At 59.9% G+C, this 16,868-nt stretch carries 18 protein-coding genes and 1 tRNA gene; 13 read left to right on the forward strand and 6 right to left on the reverse strand.

Annotation, left to right across the window (positions count from 1 at the left end; genetic code table 11):
• Positions 1-301: 301 nt before the first annotated feature.
• Complete coding sequence (gene moaA, locus G6N74_RS00610) at positions 302-1,297, reverse strand: GTP 3',8-cyclase MoaA (RefSeq protein WP_165113213.1); 996 nt, start codon at positions 1,295-1,297, stop codon at positions 302-304.
• 204 nt (positions 1,298-1,501) lie between these two features.
• Between moaA and G6N74_RS00615 the strand changes: the two genes are divergently transcribed.
• Entirely contained in the window at positions 1,502-1,852 is a 351-nt protein-coding gene (locus G6N74_RS00615; RefSeq protein WP_119817405.1) for a gamma-butyrobetaine hydroxylase family protein, read from the forward strand.
• A 58-nt stretch (positions 1,853-1,910) separates the two neighbouring features.
• Complete coding sequence (locus tag G6N74_RS00620) at positions 1,911-2,522, forward strand: pyridoxamine 5'-phosphate oxidase family protein (protein WP_165113215.1); 612 nt, start codon at positions 1,911-1,913, stop codon at positions 2,520-2,522.
• A 17-nt stretch (positions 2,523-2,539) separates the two neighbouring features.
• Here G6N74_RS00620 and G6N74_RS00625 read toward each other — a convergent pair whose 3' ends face one another.
• Entirely contained in the window at positions 2,540-2,992 is a 453-nt protein-coding gene (locus G6N74_RS00625) for a MarR family winged helix-turn-helix transcriptional regulator (protein WP_165113217.1), read from the reverse strand.
• 47 nt (positions 2,993-3,039) lie between these two features.
• On the opposite strand from G6N74_RS00625, the gene G6N74_RS00630 reads away from it, so the two are divergent.
• Together G6N74_RS00630 and G6N74_RS00635 are read left to right on the forward strand one after the other, a co-directional pair.
• Positions 3,040-3,948, forward strand: coding sequence for an alpha/beta hydrolase (locus tag G6N74_RS00630; protein WP_165113219.1), 909 nt, complete (start codon positions 3,040-3,042; stop codon positions 3,946-3,948).
• A 218-nt stretch (positions 3,949-4,166) separates the two neighbouring features.
• Positions 4,167-6,074 (forward strand): L,D-transpeptidase family protein, encoded by a 1,908-nt coding sequence (locus G6N74_RS00635; protein ID WP_165113221.1) that lies wholly within the window; start codon positions 4,167-4,169, stop codon positions 6,072-6,074.
• A 148-nt stretch (positions 6,075-6,222) separates the two neighbouring features.
• Here G6N74_RS00635 and G6N74_RS00640 read toward each other — a convergent pair.
• Positions 6,223-6,297: transfer RNA gene (locus G6N74_RS00640), tRNA-Val, on the reverse strand.
• Between the two features lie 67 nt (positions 6,298-6,364).
• Positions 6,365-7,045, reverse strand: coding sequence for a phosphoglycolate phosphatase (locus G6N74_RS00645; protein ID WP_165113223.1), 681 nt, complete (start codon positions 7,043-7,045; stop codon positions 6,365-6,367).
• 156 nt (positions 7,046-7,201) lie between these two features.
• On the opposite strand from G6N74_RS00645, the gene rpiA reads away from it, so the two are divergent.
• From rpiA to G6N74_RS00665, 4 genes are all read left to right on the forward strand, one after another.
• On the forward strand, positions 7,202-7,900 hold the full coding sequence (gene rpiA, locus G6N74_RS00650; protein ID WP_165113225.1) for a ribose-5-phosphate isomerase RpiA: 699 nt from the start codon (positions 7,202-7,204) through the stop codon (positions 7,898-7,900).
• A gap of 19 nt (positions 7,901-7,919) precedes the next feature.
• A complete protein-coding gene (locus G6N74_RS00655) occupies positions 7,920-8,507 on the forward strand; it encodes a DUF2059 domain-containing protein (RefSeq protein WP_165113227.1) in 588 nt (195 codons plus the stop codon).
• 104 nt (positions 8,508-8,611) lie between these two features.
• Positions 8,612-10,003 (forward strand): glutathione-disulfide reductase, encoded by a 1,392-nt coding sequence (gene gor / locus G6N74_RS00660; protein ID WP_165113229.1) that lies wholly within the window; start codon positions 8,612-8,614, stop codon positions 10,001-10,003.
• A 134-nt stretch (positions 10,004-10,137) separates the two neighbouring features.
• The gene (locus tag G6N74_RS00665; protein ID WP_165113231.1) at positions 10,138-11,511 is read left to right on the forward strand and encodes a class II 3-deoxy-7-phosphoheptulonate synthase; all 1,374 of its coding nucleotides are present in this window, start codon (positions 10,138-10,140) and stop codon (positions 11,509-11,511) included.
• 94 nt (positions 11,512-11,605) lie between these two features.
• On the opposite strand, the gene G6N74_RS00670 is transcribed toward G6N74_RS00665, so the two are convergent.
• A complete protein-coding gene (locus G6N74_RS00670) occupies positions 11,606-12,679 on the reverse strand; it encodes a GGDEF domain-containing protein (protein ID WP_165113233.1) in 1,074 nt (357 codons plus the stop codon).
• A 379-nt stretch (positions 12,680-13,058) separates the two neighbouring features.
• On the opposite strand from G6N74_RS00670, the gene G6N74_RS00675 reads away from it, so the two are divergent.
• The 4 genes from G6N74_RS00675 (at position 13,059) to G6N74_RS00690 (ending at position 15,422) form a co-directional block, all read left to right on the forward strand.
• On the forward strand, positions 13,059-13,478 hold the full coding sequence (locus G6N74_RS00675) for a GFA family protein (protein ID WP_165113235.1): 420 nt from the start codon (positions 13,059-13,061) through the stop codon (positions 13,476-13,478).
• 104 nt (positions 13,479-13,582) lie between these two features.
• A complete protein-coding gene (locus tag G6N74_RS00680) occupies positions 13,583-14,380 on the forward strand; it encodes a DODA-type extradiol aromatic ring-opening family dioxygenase (protein WP_165113237.1) in 798 nt (265 codons plus the stop codon).
• 53 nt (positions 14,381-14,433) lie between these two features.
• Entirely contained in the window at positions 14,434-14,793 is a 360-nt protein-coding gene (locus tag G6N74_RS00685; protein WP_091912661.1) for a diacylglycerol kinase, read from the forward strand.
• Positions 14,794-14,837: 44 nt separating this feature from the next.
• Positions 14,838-15,422, forward strand: a complete 585-nt coding sequence (locus G6N74_RS00690) for a hemerythrin domain-containing protein (RefSeq protein WP_165113239.1) — start codon at positions 14,838-14,840, stop codon at positions 15,420-15,422.
• A 10-nt stretch (positions 15,423-15,432) separates the two neighbouring features.
• Here the strand turns inward: G6N74_RS00690 and G6N74_RS00695 are convergent, their stop codons facing one another.
• Positions 15,433-15,996 (reverse strand): DUF1003 domain-containing protein, encoded by a 564-nt coding sequence (locus G6N74_RS00695; protein ID WP_165113241.1) that lies wholly within the window; start codon positions 15,994-15,996, stop codon positions 15,433-15,435.
• A 114-nt stretch (positions 15,997-16,110) separates the two neighbouring features.
• Between G6N74_RS00695 and G6N74_RS00700 the strand changes: the two genes are divergently transcribed.
• Positions 16,111-16,824, forward strand: a complete 714-nt coding sequence (locus G6N74_RS00700; RefSeq protein WP_165113243.1) for a DNA-3-methyladenine glycosylase I — start codon at positions 16,111-16,113, stop codon at positions 16,822-16,824.
• Positions 16,825-16,868 lie beyond the last annotated feature (44 nt).

The raw sequence follows: 16,868 nt of genomic DNA on the forward strand, positions 1-16,868 counted from the left end.
GAGCGCTGGCGGGGCGCAATGGCTGCGCCACGAATTTACAAACATAGGAAGGCAAGGCCTTTGCGCCCCGCATTCCCGAGTTCTTTGACAATGGCCAGATGCGAAAGCAGGCGTGGCGATGATGAAGCGCGCCTCACCTTCTCCCCTTGTGGGAGAAGGTGGCCGACCCGAAGGGGAGGTCGGATGAGGGGTGTTGGACGGAGCGCAGACGCTGGAGTTTCTTCCAGCACCCCTCATCCGTCTTGGCGCTGCGCGCCAATCCACCTTCTTCCACAAGGGGAGAAGGAAAGGAGCCCGACCTTCACCCGCCGGTAACGCTCATATGGCGCGAGACGGCGGGGCGGCTGGTGCGGCGGTCGATGATGAAGTCGTGGCCCTTGGGCTTGCGGCCGATGGCTTCGTCGATGGCGCTGGAGAGAAGCTCGTTGCCTTCGGAAGCGCGCAGTGGCGCGCGCAGGTCGGCGGCGTCTTCCTGGCCGAGGCACATATAGAGCGTGCCGGTGCAGGTCAGCCGGACGCGGTTACAGCTTTCGCAGAAATTATGCGTCATCGGCGTGATGAAGCCGAGCCGGCCGCCGGTTTCGGCAACCTCGACATAGCGCGCCGGGCCGCCGGTCTTGTAGGGAATGTCGGTCAGCGTGAACTGGCGCTCGAGATCGGCGCGCAGCAGCGACAGCGGCAGATACTGGTCGGTGCGGTCCAGATCGATCTCGCCCATCGGCATGGTTTCGATGACGGTCAGGTCCATGCCACGGCCATGGGCCCAGCGCAGCATTTCGGGAAGTTCGGCGTCGTTGAAGCCCTTCAGCGCCACCGCGTTGAGCTTGATCTTGAGCCCGGCAGCCTGGGCGGCATCGATGCCGGCCATGACCTTGTCGAGATGGCCCCAGCGGGTGACGGCATGGAATTTTTCCGGGTCGAGCGTGTCGAGCGAGACGTTGATGCGCTTGACGCCGCAATCGGCGAGTTCGCCAGCGAAGCGGGCAAGCTGCGAACCGTTGGTGGTCAGCGTCAGCTCTTCAAGCGCGCCGCTCTTGAGGTGGCGCGAAAGCTCGCGCACCAGATGCATGATGTTCTTGCGCACCAACGGTTCGCCGCCGGTCAGCCGCAATCTGCGCACGCCCTTCTCGATGAAGACGGTGCACAGCCGGTCGAGCTCCTCGAGCGAGAGCAGATCCTTTTTGGGCAGAAAGGTCATGTCTTCCGCCATGCAATAGGTGCAGCGGAAGTCGCAACGGTCGGTGACCGACACGCGCAAATAGCTGATCGTGCGCCCGAATGGATCGATCATGTTCATGCGATGGCGTTTCCCAATGCCGTCAGCGCGACGGCTCTTGCCCTGAATGTCGTGTATTCGTACCCGTCATTCAAGGTAGGTGATATCGGTCTTTGGTAACATCTCCGTAGCCGACGCTGCAATGTCGGCTTTGTGGCACAGCTTTTTCACCTTTTCGGTGAACCCGAAGGCGCGTAGGGAAGGGGCCGAAACAAGGGCAGGACGATGACGGCGCCAACTGAACTGAGAGTATCGAAGGATCGCCGGACGCTGACGGTGACGTTTCCCAACCACCATCCGTTTGAGCTGTCGGCCGAACTGCTGCGCGTAGCTTCGCCCTCGGCTGAGGTACAGGGGCACTCGCCGGAACAGCGGGTGACCGTGCCGGGCAAGCGCAACGTGGCGATTTCCCGGATCGAGCCGGTCGGCAATTATGCGGTGCGTATAATCTTCGACGATACCCATGATACGGGCATCTTCACCTGGAACTACCTGCACACGCTGGGCCACGAGAAAGACGAGCGCTGGAATGCCTATCTCGCGGAGCTTCAGCAAAAGGGCATGAGCCGGGGATAGCGTCGCAAAAACGTCACCGAACTCAGATAACGGCGCGAGAGAAATCGGAGGTTTGGGAATGTCGAAGATCACCACCGTCGAACAACTCGAAGCGCTCTACGGCCTGCCCGGCGAGACCTCGCTGGTGAAGGAACTCGACCACATCATTCCCGAATATGCGGCCTTCATCGAAGCGTCGCCCTTCGCAGCGCTTGCCACGACCGGGCCTGAAGGTCTCGATTGTTCGCCGCGTGGCGATCTCGCCGGCTTCGTGCGCATCCATGACGAGCGGACGCTGATGATGCCCGACCGGCGTGGCAACAACCGCGCCGATTCGCTGAAGAACATCATCCGCGATGACAGGGTGGCGCTGCTGTTTCTGGTTCCCGGTTCGGGAACGACGCTGCGGGTCAACGGCCGCGCCTACATCACCACGGATGCCGAGCGTTGCGCGTCCTTCACGGTCGAAGGCAAGCCGGCGCGTTCGGTGACGGTGATTGCGGTCGAGGCCGTCTATTTCCAGTGCGCGCGGGCTATCGTGCGGTCCGAACTGTGGAACCCGGAAAAGCACGTCGACCCGAAGTCGATGCCCACGCCCGGCCAGATACTCGCGGTGACGAGCCGGAAAAACATCGACGGCGAGAAATACGATCGCGAATGGCCGGAGCGCGCAAAAGCCAGCATGTGGTGAGGGCGCGCGAGCCGGCTTCAGGTGTTTTTCATCACCTCGGAAATGCGTGTCATCATAGCGCCCATGCGGTCGCATTCGGTCGGAGAGGTTTGGGCCATCACCGTCTCGATCAGCGCGTTGTAGATGTGCAGCGCGTCCATCAGGAGCGTCTCTCCCTCGCCGGTGAGGGTCAGCCGCATGATCCGCTTGTCCTTGGCGTCGTTTTCGCGGGTAAGCAGGCCGCGCTTTTCCAACTGGGGCAAGAGCATGGTAATGTTCGACCGTCCGACCAGCAATTTGCGGGCAAGATCATGCTGGGACATGCCAGGGTGCCGATAGAGGTTCATCAGCATGTCGAGCTGCGCGAGCTTCAGGTCGAGCGGCTGCAACGCCTTGCTCAAGGCAGCCACAACGGCCTTTTCGGCGCGCACCAGCGCGATCCAGTTGCGGAATCGCGGATTGTCCCAGGGAAGGTCTTGTTTATTGTTCATGTTTGAACTATTATGTTCACAGTTGAACCGTTGGTCGGATCGTCAATATGGCATCAATTGGTTTGAAGGTCATCCGGGGTGTGTTCGGTGCTGCCGAGCATATAGCACCGCGATTGGGCGGACGCGCTGCGTTTGAACTCTTCTGCCGAACGCCTGACCCGAAAAAGCTGAGCGCGGGCGAGCGGCGTGCGGTCGAAGCGGCGAGGGGCTTCATGGCCGAGGCGCGGCATCACCGGCTGAAAGTCGGCTCGGGATGCGTAAGCGTTCACGAATTCCGCCCCGAAGGCCATTCCGCAACCGCAACTGTGCTCGTCATCCATGGTTGGCGCTCGCGTACCGAATATATGCGCGCTCTCATCGAGGGCTACCGCAAGGCGGGCTTTCGCGTGATGTCGCTCGATCTGCCGGGTCACGGAGGGTCGACGGGGCGGCGGCTCAACATGGCGATGGCGGTCGAAGCCACAGCGGCAGCGGCACAATGGTTCGGCCCGTTCGCGGCGGTCGTCGGTCACTCTTTCGGCGGTGCGGTTGCAGCCTGTGCCGCCTCCGGCATGATCAAGGGCACAGCACCCCTGCCGACGGAACGCCTGATCATGATCGCATCGCCAAACGCGCTGACGGACGTACTCAATGGATTTCGCCGGCATACGAATGTCGGGGATAAATCGGCCCGCGCGCTCGATAATCAGATCAAGCGCATCTCCGGCCATCCGATGGCCGAGTTCGTCGCATCCAGATATATCGCGCAAATGCAGATACCGACATTGGTCATCCATGCGCCCAACGATGCGGAAGTGCCGGCGTCAGACGCCAAGACGCTTGCGGCTGCCGGCGACCATGTCAGGCTCCTCTGGGCCGAAAACCTCGGGCATCGCCGCATCTTGTCCGACCAGACTGTCGTGGCGGAGGCTGTGGGTTTCGTGGAACAGCCACGACAGCCAGCCATCGTCCATTAGCCTCCGCCCGCTACGGCATCGCGACCGATACGTTGCGGCCTCGCTCACGCCCTTGTGAAGCGGCTAGGCAACATCATTGCCGAAATTTATCTTCCCTTAACGAAATCGGTATGAATCGATATAGTCGCGTCCTACATCGGCAGTGGACGAGCTGATTTTTCTCGGCGCGGCGAGAAAATGGGGAAACCGTCCGGAATTCGGGCGGAGACGGATAATCAATGATCTTCTCTCTGAAAAGAACCGCAGCCCTGTCGATCACGGTTCTTGCCGCCTCGCTGGCTTTCGACGCACCTGCAAACGCTCAAGGATTGTTCGATACCTTGTTCGGCGGCGGGCGTGTCCAGCGCATGCAAAGGGAAGAGTTTCCGCCGCCGCCGCGCGCCGAGAGGCGCGTTCCGCAGCCCAAGCGCACTGCAACTCCTGCTGCGGTCGCCAAGATCACCGGCCCGAGCTATTACACCTACAAAGCCGATCCACTCGTTCGCGTCGACTTCGGTGCGCTTTCGAAGAGTGCGCAACCGGTATCGTTCGAGCTATCATTGGGCGGCACATCTTTTCGGGAAGGCCTTGCCGGCCTCGACGGATTTGACCTCTCCGCTGAAAAGGATATCGCCAAGGCTCTTGCGGATTATTATGCGGCCAATCCCGATTACATCTGGGTAAGCGGCGCGACCGCCAATGCGCGTGCGCAGGATGCGGTTCGGGTTCTGGGCGAGGCGCCTACCCATGGACTGGACGCGGCGGACTATGCCGTCACGGTACCGGCCACCGGCTATTCGCTCGACGACATGGCCGCGCGCCAGCGCGAATTGATGCGTTTTGAGATGACGCTCTCGGCGCGCGTGCTGCGCTATGTTCGCGATGCGCAGAATGGCCGCGTCGATCCGAACAGGATTTCCGGATATCACGATTTTCCGGCCAAGCCGCTGGACATGGTCAACGTCCTGAAGACGCTGGCTCATACCGGCGAAGTGCGCAGCTATATGGAATCCTGGCATCCGCAGAACGCGGAATACCAAGCCTTGCGCGTCGAACTTGAGTCGTTGGAAGCCAGTTCGGAAAACGACATCGTCGTCGATCCGAAGCTGTTCTTGCGGCCGGGTCAAAGCAGCCCGGAACTGCCGAAGCTGCTGCAGCTGATCGCCCGCGACTATCCCGACGACATCGGCCAATATTCGGAGGTCATTACGCGGCTCGGCGCGAGTGAGGCCTATGTTGACGAGCTGGTGCCGGTCATCAAGATGGCGCAGGAAAAGGTCGGTCTGAAGCCGGACGGCGTGATCGGGCCGCGCACCGTGGGTGAACTCGCCGGAACGTCCAAAGCGGATCGTGTCGACAAGGTGCTCTTCGCGCTGGAGCAGATGCGCTGGTTGCCCTCCAATCTCGGCAGCCCCCGCGTTTTCATCAACCAGCCGGCATTCACGGCAAGCTATATCGACGGCGATACGGAAAAGCTGAAGATGCGCGTCGTCATCGGCCGGCCGACCAATCAGACAAGCTTCTTTTACGATGAAATCGAGCAGGTGGATTACAATCCCTATTGGGGGGTTCCGCAGTCGATCATCGTCAACGAGATGCTGCCAAGACTGCGCCGCGATCCCGGTTATCTCGACCGCTCCGGCTATGAAGTGACCGATTCGAAAGGTCGAAAAATTCCGTCGTCTTCGATCAACTGGGGACAGTACGGCGCAAAAATTCCCTACAGCGTGCGCCAGACCCCCAGCGAGGCCAACGCTCTCGGCGAGCTGAAAATCCTGTTCCCCAACAAGCATGCGATCTACATGCACGACACGCCGCAGAAGAGCCTGTTCGACCGCGATTCGCGGGCGTTCAGTCATGGCTGTGTCAGGTTGAAGGACCCGCGGGGCATGGCGGCGGCAGTGCTGGACACGACGGTCGACCATATCGCCCAGAAGCTGAAGCAAGGGCATTCATCCGAGCGCGTCACGCGCAAGATTCCGGTCTATGTCGCCTATTTCACGGCCTGGCCGGAAATGAACGGCAAGGTCGAGTATTTCGGCGACGTCTACGATCGCGACGCGCATCTGAAGACGGCTCTGGAAAAAACCGAGGCAGTGCGTACGCCGAGCATCCGGCAAGTCTCCCAGGCCGACACCGAGTTCTGAAACTTCAGGTGTCCCACACAGCGGGCGCCGCCCGCTGGATCATGCGGCTCTTCGCAAGCAACTACCCGTTGCTTGCCACAGTCCTTTGGACGCTTTGGCTGACGATACGCTGAAGTCAGCGCAATCAGGAAAAATCGGGCAAGGGGTATGGTGGGCGATGCAGGGATTGAACCTGCGACCCCACCCGTGTGAAGGGTGTGCTCTCCCGCTGAGCTAATCGCCCGCTCGTTGCCCGAAGGCCAAGCGAGCCGCGATATAAGGGACGGGAATGACCGAAGTCAAGGCACCGATCAGTTTGCTGCCGCGATAAGTTTGTCGGCCAGCGCCACCGTCAGTTCGTCGAAATGCGAGATGATTTTCGACGGCTCGAATTCGCGTACGTGCCGATCGGTATAGCCGAAATCGACCGCGACCACCGGAATGCCGGCTGCCTTGGCCGTGTCGATGTCGGTTTGCGAATCGCCGACCATCACTGCGCGATCGCGATCGCCTCCGGCCATTGCGATGGTTTCGGTCAGATGCCGAGGGTCCGGCTTGCGGAATGCGAACGTATCCTGGCCGCAGATCGCAGCGAAATACCGGGTCATATCGAGCGCTTCGAGAAGCTTGCGCGAAAAGCCTTCGGTCTTGTTGGTGCAGACGGCCATCAGGAAACCGGCGTCGGTAAAGCGGTCGAGTGCATCGAGTACACCTGGGTAGGGCAGGGACTTACCGGGAATGTTTTCACCATAGTGATCGATGAAGAGTGCAAAAAGCCGGTCGTGCTCTGCGACCGGCAGCGGCGTCCTGCTGGCGGCGAAGGCGCGCTCGATCATCACCCGGCCGCCATGGCCGACGAAGCTGCGGAAGCCCGTCGCGTCGGTATGCGGCACGCCACCGGCGCCGAGGCTGTGATTAAGGCTCTCGAGCAGATCGGGTGCCGTGTCGACCAATGTTCCGTCGAGGTCGAATACGATGATTGGGCTGCTCATGAGATGTCCTGCTGCTCAAGGAATAAGTCGGTCGCGCATAGCCCGAGTGACCTTGCGGCGCAAGCAAAGTCGATTGGGCCTGAGGGGCAGAAAACCTTTGCCGAAACAGCCAAAGATGCTAGGAGCGCGACCGAACGAGGACGCGGCGACACACCCATGGACGCAAGAGCATTGAAGATCGAGGCGGCGCGGGCCGCGCTTGAACATGTCACGGACGGGATGCGGCTCGGCATCGGCACCGGCTCGACTGCCGAGGAATTTGTCCGGCTGCTTGCCGAAAAGGTCGCGGCGGGCATGAAGATCATCGGTGTTCCGACTTCCGAACGCACCGCAGCGCTGTGCCGCGAACTGGGCGTTCAATTGTCGACGCTCGATGAGACACCGGAGCTTGACCTGACGATCGATGGCGCCGACGAGGTCGATGCGCAGCTCACGCTGGTCAAGGGCGGTGGCGGCGCGCTGCTGCGCGAGAAAATCGTGGCCGCAGCCTCGAAGAAAATGATCGTGATTGCCGATCAATCGAAGATGGTAGAAACGCTGGGCAAGTTTCCGCTGCCGATCGAAGTCAACAAATTCGGCTTGAAGGCGACCGAGCTGGCAATCGCTGCGGTTGCCGAAAAGCTCGGTCTTTCGGGCCCGCTGACATTGAGGATGACGAACGGCGCGCCTTTTGTTACAGACGGCGGACATTTTATCGTCGACGCATCTTTTGGCCGCATTCCCGATCCAAGAGCGCTATCAAATGGTCTTCACGCCGTTCCGGGGGTTGTCGAGCACGGTCTGTTCCTGGGCTTGGCGCAGGCGGCAGTCATCGCGGGTGCGGACGGCATCAGAACGGTCCGCGCGACCCAATAAAGAGGGAGTTTTATCCATTATGACGTTGGTCAATCGTGTTCGCCGCTTCTCCGCGGTTCTGGCGGCTTCGGCAATGGTCGCAATTGCGTCGCCGGCCTTTTCGCAGGAAATCTCGGACGCGCACCTGAAGGCAGCCCGCGAGGCGGTGGCAGCGATTCATGCCACCGACTTGTATGACAACATCCTGCCGCAGGCCGCGGGAGCGCTGAAGGCGCAGCTTATCCAGAAGAATCCGGATCTTCAGGAAGTCATCACCTCGACGGTCGATGAAACGACGCTGAAGCTTGCCGGCCGCCGTGCCGACCTGGAGAAGGAAGCAGCGCTTGCCTATGCGCGGGTCTTCTCGGTCGAGGATCTGAACGGCATTGCCGCCTTCTACAATTCGGCGCCGGGCAAGAAGCTTCTTTCCGATGGCCCGATCGTGGCGCGCGAAGTCAGCAAGGCTGCCGATATCTGGCAGCGCGGCGTCGCTCGTGATCTCGCCGAGGAAACCGGCAAGGCGCTCGACAAGGCGCTTGAGGGCAAGTCCGCTCCGGCGATCACCGATCCGGCAACGCCGACGCCTGACGCGGCAGCACCGGCGCCGGCGCCTGCTCCCGCCAACTGATCGAGCCTTACAAAATTGCATCGCTGAAAAGCCCGGCCTCTGCCGGGCTTTTCTTTTGCGGCTTTGGCTCCTAACTGTCACTTGCCGCGCACGGAGACAGAATCATGACTGCATATGACTACGACCTTTTCGTCATTGGCGGAGGCTCCGGCGGGGTTCGCGCTGCGCGCGTCTCGGCGGCACTCGGCAAACGGGTGGCGATAGCCGAGGAATTCCGTTTCGGCGGCACATGCGTGATCCGCGGCTGCGTGCCGAAGAAGCTCTATGTCTATGCTTCGCAGTTTCCCGAGCATTTCGAGGACGCCGCCGGTTATGGCTGGACTGTGCCCGAGGCGAGCTTCGACTGGCGCGAGCTCGTTGCCAACAAGGACAAAGAGATCTCGCGGCTGGAACAGATCTACCAGCGCAATGTCGAAGGGGCGGGCGGTGAGGTGTTTCACACGCGGGCGACCATCGTCGATCGGCATACGATAAGGCTGGAGAGCGAAAACCGTACCGTCACCGCCGACCAGATTCTGGTTGCGACCGGCGGCAGGCCGAATCCGCATGCCGCTTTGCCTGGTCACGAGCACTGCATCTTCTCGAATGAAGCGTTCGATCTGCCGGAATTGCCCAAGGCGATCGTGATTGCCGGCGGTGGCTATATCGCCGTCGAGTTCGCCAACATCTTCCATGGGCTCGGGGTCGAGACGACGCTGATCTACCGTGGCAAGGAGATACTCAACCGCTTCGACATGGACCTGCGGCGCACGTTGCATGAGACCATGGAAAAGAAGGGCATCCGTATTCTCTGCCACGAGATGTTCAAGGCTATCGACAAGCGTCCCGATGGCAGGCTCGACGCGCACCTGCAGGGCGGCGAGGTGCTGACGGTCGATCAGGTCATGCTGGCGCTCGGGCGTATTCCCAACACCGAAAACCTTGGGCTGGAAAACGCAGGTGTCGAACTCGGCAAGACCGGTGAGATCATCGTTGACGGCTATTCGCGGACCAATATCGACAATATCTGGGCGATCGGTGACGTCACCAATCGCGTTCAGTTGACGCCGGTGGCCATCCACGAGGCGATGTGTTTTGTCGAGACGGCGTTCAAGGGCAACCCGACACAGCCAGACCATGACTGCATCGCGACGGCTGTTTTCTCGCAGCCGGAAATCGGCACGGTCGGCCTGTCCGAGGACGACGCGGCCAAGAAGTTTGCAAATCTGGAAATTTATCGCGCGACGTTCCGCCCGATGCGGCACACGCTTTCCGGGCGTCAGGAAAAGATGCTCATGAAGCTGGTCGTGGACGCCGATACGCGAAAGGTGATCGGCGCTCACATACTAGGCCCGGATGCCGGTGAAATGGCGCAGCTTCTCGGCATTACGCTCAAAGCAGGTGTCACGAAGGATGATTTCGACCGCACCATGGCGGTGCACCCGACGGCAGCCGAGGAACTGGTCACCATGTACAAGCCCACCTATCTGGTCAGGAATGGCGAGCGGGTCGAATAGGGCGGCGGAACCGTTCGATTTCCGCGGAATTCCAGGGTAGAATAGCCAGCCGGCTTCCTGTATAGAGCGCCGTTCCCGAAAGCGGGAGATTTGCCGGGCAATTCCTGCCCTGAAGATACGTATTGGGTGCGACAATGACGAAATGGTCCCCGAATTCCTGGAGAAACATGCCGATCCAGCAGGTTCCGGCCTTTCCGGATCAGGCTGCTCTTGCGGAGACCGAAGCTCGTCTTGCATCGTTTCCGCCGCTCGTTTTTGCAGGCGAGGCGCGCAAGCTGAAGAAGCAGCTTGCACAGGTCGCTGCCGGGGACGCCTTCCTGTTGCAGGGTGGAGATTGCGCCGAGAGCTTTGCGGAACATGGCGCGGACAATATCCGCGACTTCTTCCGCGTCTTCCTGCAGATGTCGGTGGTGCTCACCTTCGCTGGTGCTCAGCCGGTGGTGAAGGTCGGCCGCGTTGCCGGCCAGTTCGCCAAGCCGCGTTCGTCCGACAATGAGACCAAGGATGGCGTGACGCTGCCGAGCTATCGCGGCGACATCATCAATGGCATCGAGTTCGACGAGAAGTCGCGCATTCCCGATCCGGCCAGGCAGGAAATGGCCTACCGGCAGTCGGCCGCGACGCTCAACCTGCTGCGCGCCTTCGCGCAGGGTGGCTATGCCAGCCTGGAGAACGTTCATCGCTGGATGCTGGGCTTCGTTTCCGACAGCCCGCAGGGCGAGAAGTATGAGTCTCTCGCTAATCGCATTACCGAGACGATGGACTTCATGAAGGCCGTCGGCATCACGTCCGAGACCAACTACGCGCTGCGCGAGACGGATTTCTACACCAGCCACGAGGCGCTGCTGCTCGGCTACGAGGAGGCGCTGACCCGCGTCGATTCCACCTCGGGCGACTGGTACGCGACTTCGGGCCACATGATCTGGATCGGCGATCGCACGCGTCAGCCCGATCATGCCCATCTCGAATATTGCCGCGGCATCAAGAACCCGCTCGGCCTGAAGTGCGGTCCCTCGCTGACTGCCGACGGCTTGCTCGAGCTGATCGACATGCTGAACCCCGAGAACGAGCCGGGCCGCCTGACGCTGATCGCCCGTTTCGGTGCCGACAAGGTCGGCGAGCATCTGCCGAAGCTGGTGCGTGCGGTGAAGAAGGAAGGCCGCAACGTAGTCTGGTCCTGCGATCCCATGCATGGCAACACGATCACGGCTGCCGGCTACAAGACGCGGCCCTTCGACCGCATCCTGCGCGAGGTGCAGAGCTTCTTCCAGGTTCACCGTGCCGAAGGCACGCATCCGGGCGGCATCCATATTGAGATGACCGGCAAGAACGTGACTGAATGCACCGGCGGCGCACGCGCCATCCGCGACGAGGAGTTGCAGGATCGCTACCACACGCATTGCGACCCGCGCCTCAACGCCGATCAGGCGATCGAACTGGCCTTCCTCGTGTCGGACCTGCTCAAGAAGGACGCCGGCGCGCCTGAGAAGAAAGTCGTGAACGGCTGATCCGTTTCATTCACGAATGCGAAAAAGGCGCTGGTTTCCAGCGCCTTTTTTGTTTCAGTCATCGGCGATAGTGCCGTGTGAGAGCGGCCCGGTATCAATCCTTGCGGTAGAGCAGCCAGCTCTTGCTCGAACGTTCCGGAATCTCGGAGAATCTGGTAACCCGGTTGCGGCCGTTGAGTTTGGAGCGATAAAGCGCGCGGTCGGTCTTGGCGTAGAGATCTTCAGCGCTCTCGGCCTCGGAGGCCATGCAGACGCCCATCGATACCGTGACCGGCCCGTAATTGACGTTCGTCTGGCCGCCGCTGGAAAAGGACGCCCGCTCTATCAGCAGCCTGATGCGCTCGGCGATGTCGAATGTCGACTGCTCGCTGGCACCTTCGACGATCAGCGCAAATTCCTCGCCGCCGGTTCTGGCGACGAACATGTCTTCGCGGATGCTGGTGCGGAAGATGCCGGCGATGATCTGGAGGATCTTGTCGCCGACGGGGTGGCCGTATCGGTCGTTGATTTCCTTAAAACGGTCTATGTCGGCGAGGATCAGGGCGTTGAACAGGATGCCTCGGCTGCTGTTGTAGACCTTGGCTATTTCCTTGTCGAAAGCGCGGCGGTTCCAGATCAGCGTCAACGGGTCGGTGTCTGCAAGCTTCTTGTATTCTTCGAGCTTGGATTTGACGCTTTCGAGTTCAGCCGATTTCTCGCTGAGCGTATTCGCCACCTGCTTTCCGTGGTCGATCGTCGAATTCGTCGCAGTCGACATGACGCCGGCGATCTTCTGCAGCAATTCCCGTGAAATCGCCGTGCGGCTGTTCAGCCCGTCGGCGGTCTGATCGAGAATCTGGCCGTATCGCTCGATGTGGTTGCGCTCGCTGCGAAGGATGCCGGCGATATCTTCCAATTCCTTGGCGATCACTTCGCGGGCATTTTCGACAATGCTCTGGGTGTGGTTCTGCGCAAAATACTTGCGGCCGATCTGATCGAGCTGATCCTGGGTCGGCCGATTGCCCAAGGCTATGACCTCAAGGCTGAGCTTCGGGTTCGAACCCGACAGCGCTTCGTAGAAAATCTCGTAATTGCGCGGCAAGGCCACGACGCCCATCTGGCGCATGGTCATGACCGTGTTGATGGCGAGGTCGTTGATTTCCTCGCCCGTGGCGACCGCAGGCTGCATTGTTGCTCCACTTCACCATTGGAACCGAAGCCGGCCCCGTTTCCAATGTCAGACAGCCTGACGACCAAAACGAACGATCGGGGATGAGAGTTTGCGCCGGCGCATACAACTGTACCGGCCCGTGAGGACGCCCCCCTGCGACCTCTGCTTGCATTCATGCTATATGCTGCCGAGCTAAAGTTTCCTTAATTGACTGATAGAACAGGCGCAAGTTGACAGGCATCGATTTGGTGAAAGATTGTTTCACAATTGCACACCCACGGGATTGACCGTGAATTTTCTGCCTTGATGTCGCAATTACCAAAGTAAGTTGAATATACTTATGGCGATATCAGCGGACTCAGCGAAACACGCCACCTTCTAGCACTGCGGGCACGAGATGAACGATACACGAACTGGCTCTTGTAGCTGTGGCGCTGTCCATTTCACGACGTCGGGACCGTTGCGCGGCGTGATTTATTGCCACTGCAAGCAATGCCGCAAGCAAAGCGGCCATTTCTTCGCAGCAACCAACGTTCCCGATGACAGAATCATGATCGAAGGGGCAAGCAACATCACCTGGTATCGCGGGTCGGATACCGCCAGGCGCGGCTTCTGCAGCGTTTGCGGTTCGGTTCTCTTCTGGAAGCATGACGAACTCGATACGATTTCGGTCATGGCCGGCGCTTTCGATGCGCCGAGCAGGCTTGAAGCCCACAGCCATATCTTCGTCGCCGATAAAGGGGACTACTACGAAATCGATGACGGCCTGCCGCAATTTTCGAAATCCACGCCCACTATCAAAGTGGCAGGAAACTGAACGGGAAAATTCAAAACGTTCTCGATTGTTGAACGGTTCGTCGACGGCTGGCGCTCTGCCCAGCTTGTTTGAACGGGCGTATATGATGGTCAAGGAGAAAGCCCATGACCACCATGCCCACACTGTTCATTTCCCACGGCGGCCCGAATATCGTCATCAGCGACACGCCGGCGCGGCATTATCTTGAAACGATCTCCGATCGTGTGCCGGCGCCAAAGGCGATCGTGATCGTTTCGGCTCATTTCGAAACGCATGGTGTTACCGTGGTTACCGATCCCAGGCCCGAAATGATCTATGATTTCGGTGGCTTTGCTCCAGAGCTTTACAAGATGATTTACGCGGCTCCCGGTGCGCCGGAGCTTGCCGAAAAGGTGCTGGCGCTTCTCGATCAGGCAGGGCTCGATCCTGCAAGGCTCGGAAAGCGCGGCTATGATCACGGCACCTGGACGCCTCTAAAGCTGGCTTTCCCGCAGGCCAACATACCGATCGTGCAGGTATCGATCGATCCGAACCGGGATGCTGCCTGGCATTATGCCGTCGGGCAGGCGCTTTCACCGCTGCGCGAAGAGGGCGTATTGCTGATCGGCTCCGGCCATATCACGCATAACCTTCGTGCGTTCTTCTCGGTCATGCGTCAGGGAGCGGCGCCCGATCCGTCGCTTGCGGCCAAGGTGAATGCCTTCACAGGCTGGTTCGAGGAAAAGCTCGCCGCCAACGATACGGCTTCGATCCTCGACTGGAAGACCAAGGCGCCGTTTCCATCCGAAAACCATCCGACCGACGAGCATCTGATGCCAATTTTCTTCGCTTATGGCGCAGCCGGCGAGAAGGTGAGGGCGGAGCGGGTTCACAATTCGGTCGATCACGGCTTTTTCGCCAATGATTCCTATCTGTTCCACTAAAGCCCGGTGCGCTACATGATCCCCTTCCGGCGATTCGGCGGGGGATTTGTGCAATGGAACGGCTGATAAACGCTTTCCACAATTCGGTAAGGGCCTTTAGCCGGCTCATCCGCTCCGAGAAGGCATTCCAGCAGGAGGTTATCCTGCTTGCGATCGCGATCCCGGTCGGTTGGCTCGTGGCATCGAGCTGGCGCGGCTATGCCTTGCTGATAGGAGCGCTGCTGCTTCTGATAATGGTCGAGGTGCTGAACACTGGCATCGAAGCTGCCTGCGATGCCGTTTCGCGCGAGTTCAACATCGACATCCAGCTCGCAAAGGACTGCGGCTCGCTGGCGGTGCTGATCTCGGTGATTATCGCCGCCGGCGTCTGGGGCATTGCAATTATCGAGAGGTTCACCGGCCTACCGCTTTAGCCGCGACATCCTATATGTGCGGGGCACAAGGATAATCCCGCACCATGAGCGAAATTCGCACGGAGCTTGAACACCGCGCCGGCTTGCCAGAGGACTTGCGCTGGCTCGCCGAAAAATATCCGCGCGAAGACTGGCAGGCGCACGTCAATATCGGCGGTATGGCGAACATGTGGCTGCAGCGCCACGACATGTTCCGCGAACTGGGCGGCGTCCTCACCAATGTGATTGCCGATTATCGCGAAGGAAAGACGACTGCGCCGCAGTTTGCGCAATTTTTCGCGCCGCGCCTGAACTTCTTTCTCGGCCAACTCGACGGTCATCACAGGATCGAGGACGAGCATTATTTTCCAGTCTTCGCCAATGCCGAGAAGCGTTTGAAACGCGGCTTCGACATTCTCGATGCCGATCATCACATCATTCATGACGGCCTCGAGCGCAACGCAGAAACCGCCAATGCCTTTTTGCGGGCTCTGCAGGAGACCGACGACAAACAACGCTTTGCCGCAGACGCCTATGCCGACGAGAATACACGCCTTGTGGCGATGCTGACCCGGCATCTGGCCGATGAGGAAGACCTGATCATCCCGTTGATTCTCGATCGCGGCGATCGTGAGCTCGGTATCGGCTGAAGCCTGTCGCTCAGCCAGCCCTGCCGTCAGCGACAAGGCGCGCTTCCAGCCGCTGCATCATTTCGGTCAGCTCAGTCAGCTTGTCGCGCATCGCCAACATCTCCTGATGACGCAGTTCATCGAGTTTTTCATGCAAGGCCATGATCTCGATCTCGGCTTTCAGATTGACTTCATAGTCATGCGTGGCGTCGATGCGGTCGCGTTCGGTTTGCCGGTTCTGCGACATCATGATGACCGGCGCCTGTATGGCGGCCAGCATGGACAGGACGAGATTGAGAAAAATGAAGGGGTAGGGATCGAAGGCGTCGGTCCGGAGAAGGTAGACGTTTGCGACTGTCCAGACCACGAGGAAGAGCAGGAACGACAATATGAACGTCCAAGAGCCGCCGACGCGCGCGATGGAATCAGCGAGACGCTCGCCGAAGGATTGGCGCTCCTTGTAAGCTTTGGCCGTGTTCTTCGCTATCGCCTTTCGGTCGATCGCGCTTTGAAGCACGCGATGTTCGAGGTCGGTCAAAGCTTCGGGCTTGCGGGTCAGCCAACGGCCCGCCAGATCGGCCACGGTCTTGTGCATCGTCCCCTCCATATGCTTGTCATCAGGACTGTCAGTGGTCGCATCGAGCGGGATGGACGGATGCTGCGATGCGATTGAAAATGCTACGATGTGCCAAGTTGCAGGGAGGCCGCAATGCTCGACTTCGATAAAATCCGTGCTCGCGCGGCAAAGCGCAAGGGCGGCGAGGCGGTTCTTGCCTCCTTGCTGGGTTCGGTACCCGACAATGCGGCTTTGGCGAAAATCCCGGACCACCGTATTCTCTCGACCATGGCTGAGCGTGTCTTTGCTGCAGGTTTCGTGTGGCGGGTGATAGAGCAGAAATGGCCCGGGTTCGAGGAGGCATTTCTGGGTTTCGAGCCCAAGCGCCTGCTCTTCCAGCCTGACGACTTCTGGCATGACCTCACGGCGGACAAGCGTATCGTTCGCAATCCGCAGAAGATAAAATCGGTGCGCGACAATGCCGTTTTCGTCGAGCGCATGTCGAAAGAGCATGGCAGCTTCGGCAAATTCCTCGCCCAATGGCCCGCCGACGACCAGATCGGCCTGACCGCATATCTGGCCAAGCATGGCAGCCGGCTCGGCGGCAATACCGGGCAGTATTTCCTGCGCTGGCTGGATTGGGACAGCTTTATCATCTCGCAGGATATGGGCGCGGCGTTGCGCGATGCCGGGCTCGACATTAGCGAAAACCCGACATCGAAACGCGATCTTTCCCGGATACAGATTCAAATCAACGACTGGGTGCAGAAGACGGGACTGCCGCGCAAGCACATTTCGCGCATCCTGGCGATGTCGATCGGCGAGAACCACGCGCCCGAGACGATCCGCGAATATACGGGCGAATAGATGGCCGAAGGGTGCGAGCGCTATGACCCACGTTAAAATCCGTC

The organism is Mesorhizobium zhangyense (assembly GCF_011045115.1).
Classification (GTDB): Bacteria; Pseudomonadota; Alphaproteobacteria; order Rhizobiales; family Rhizobiaceae; genus Mesorhizobium_M; species Mesorhizobium_M zhangyense.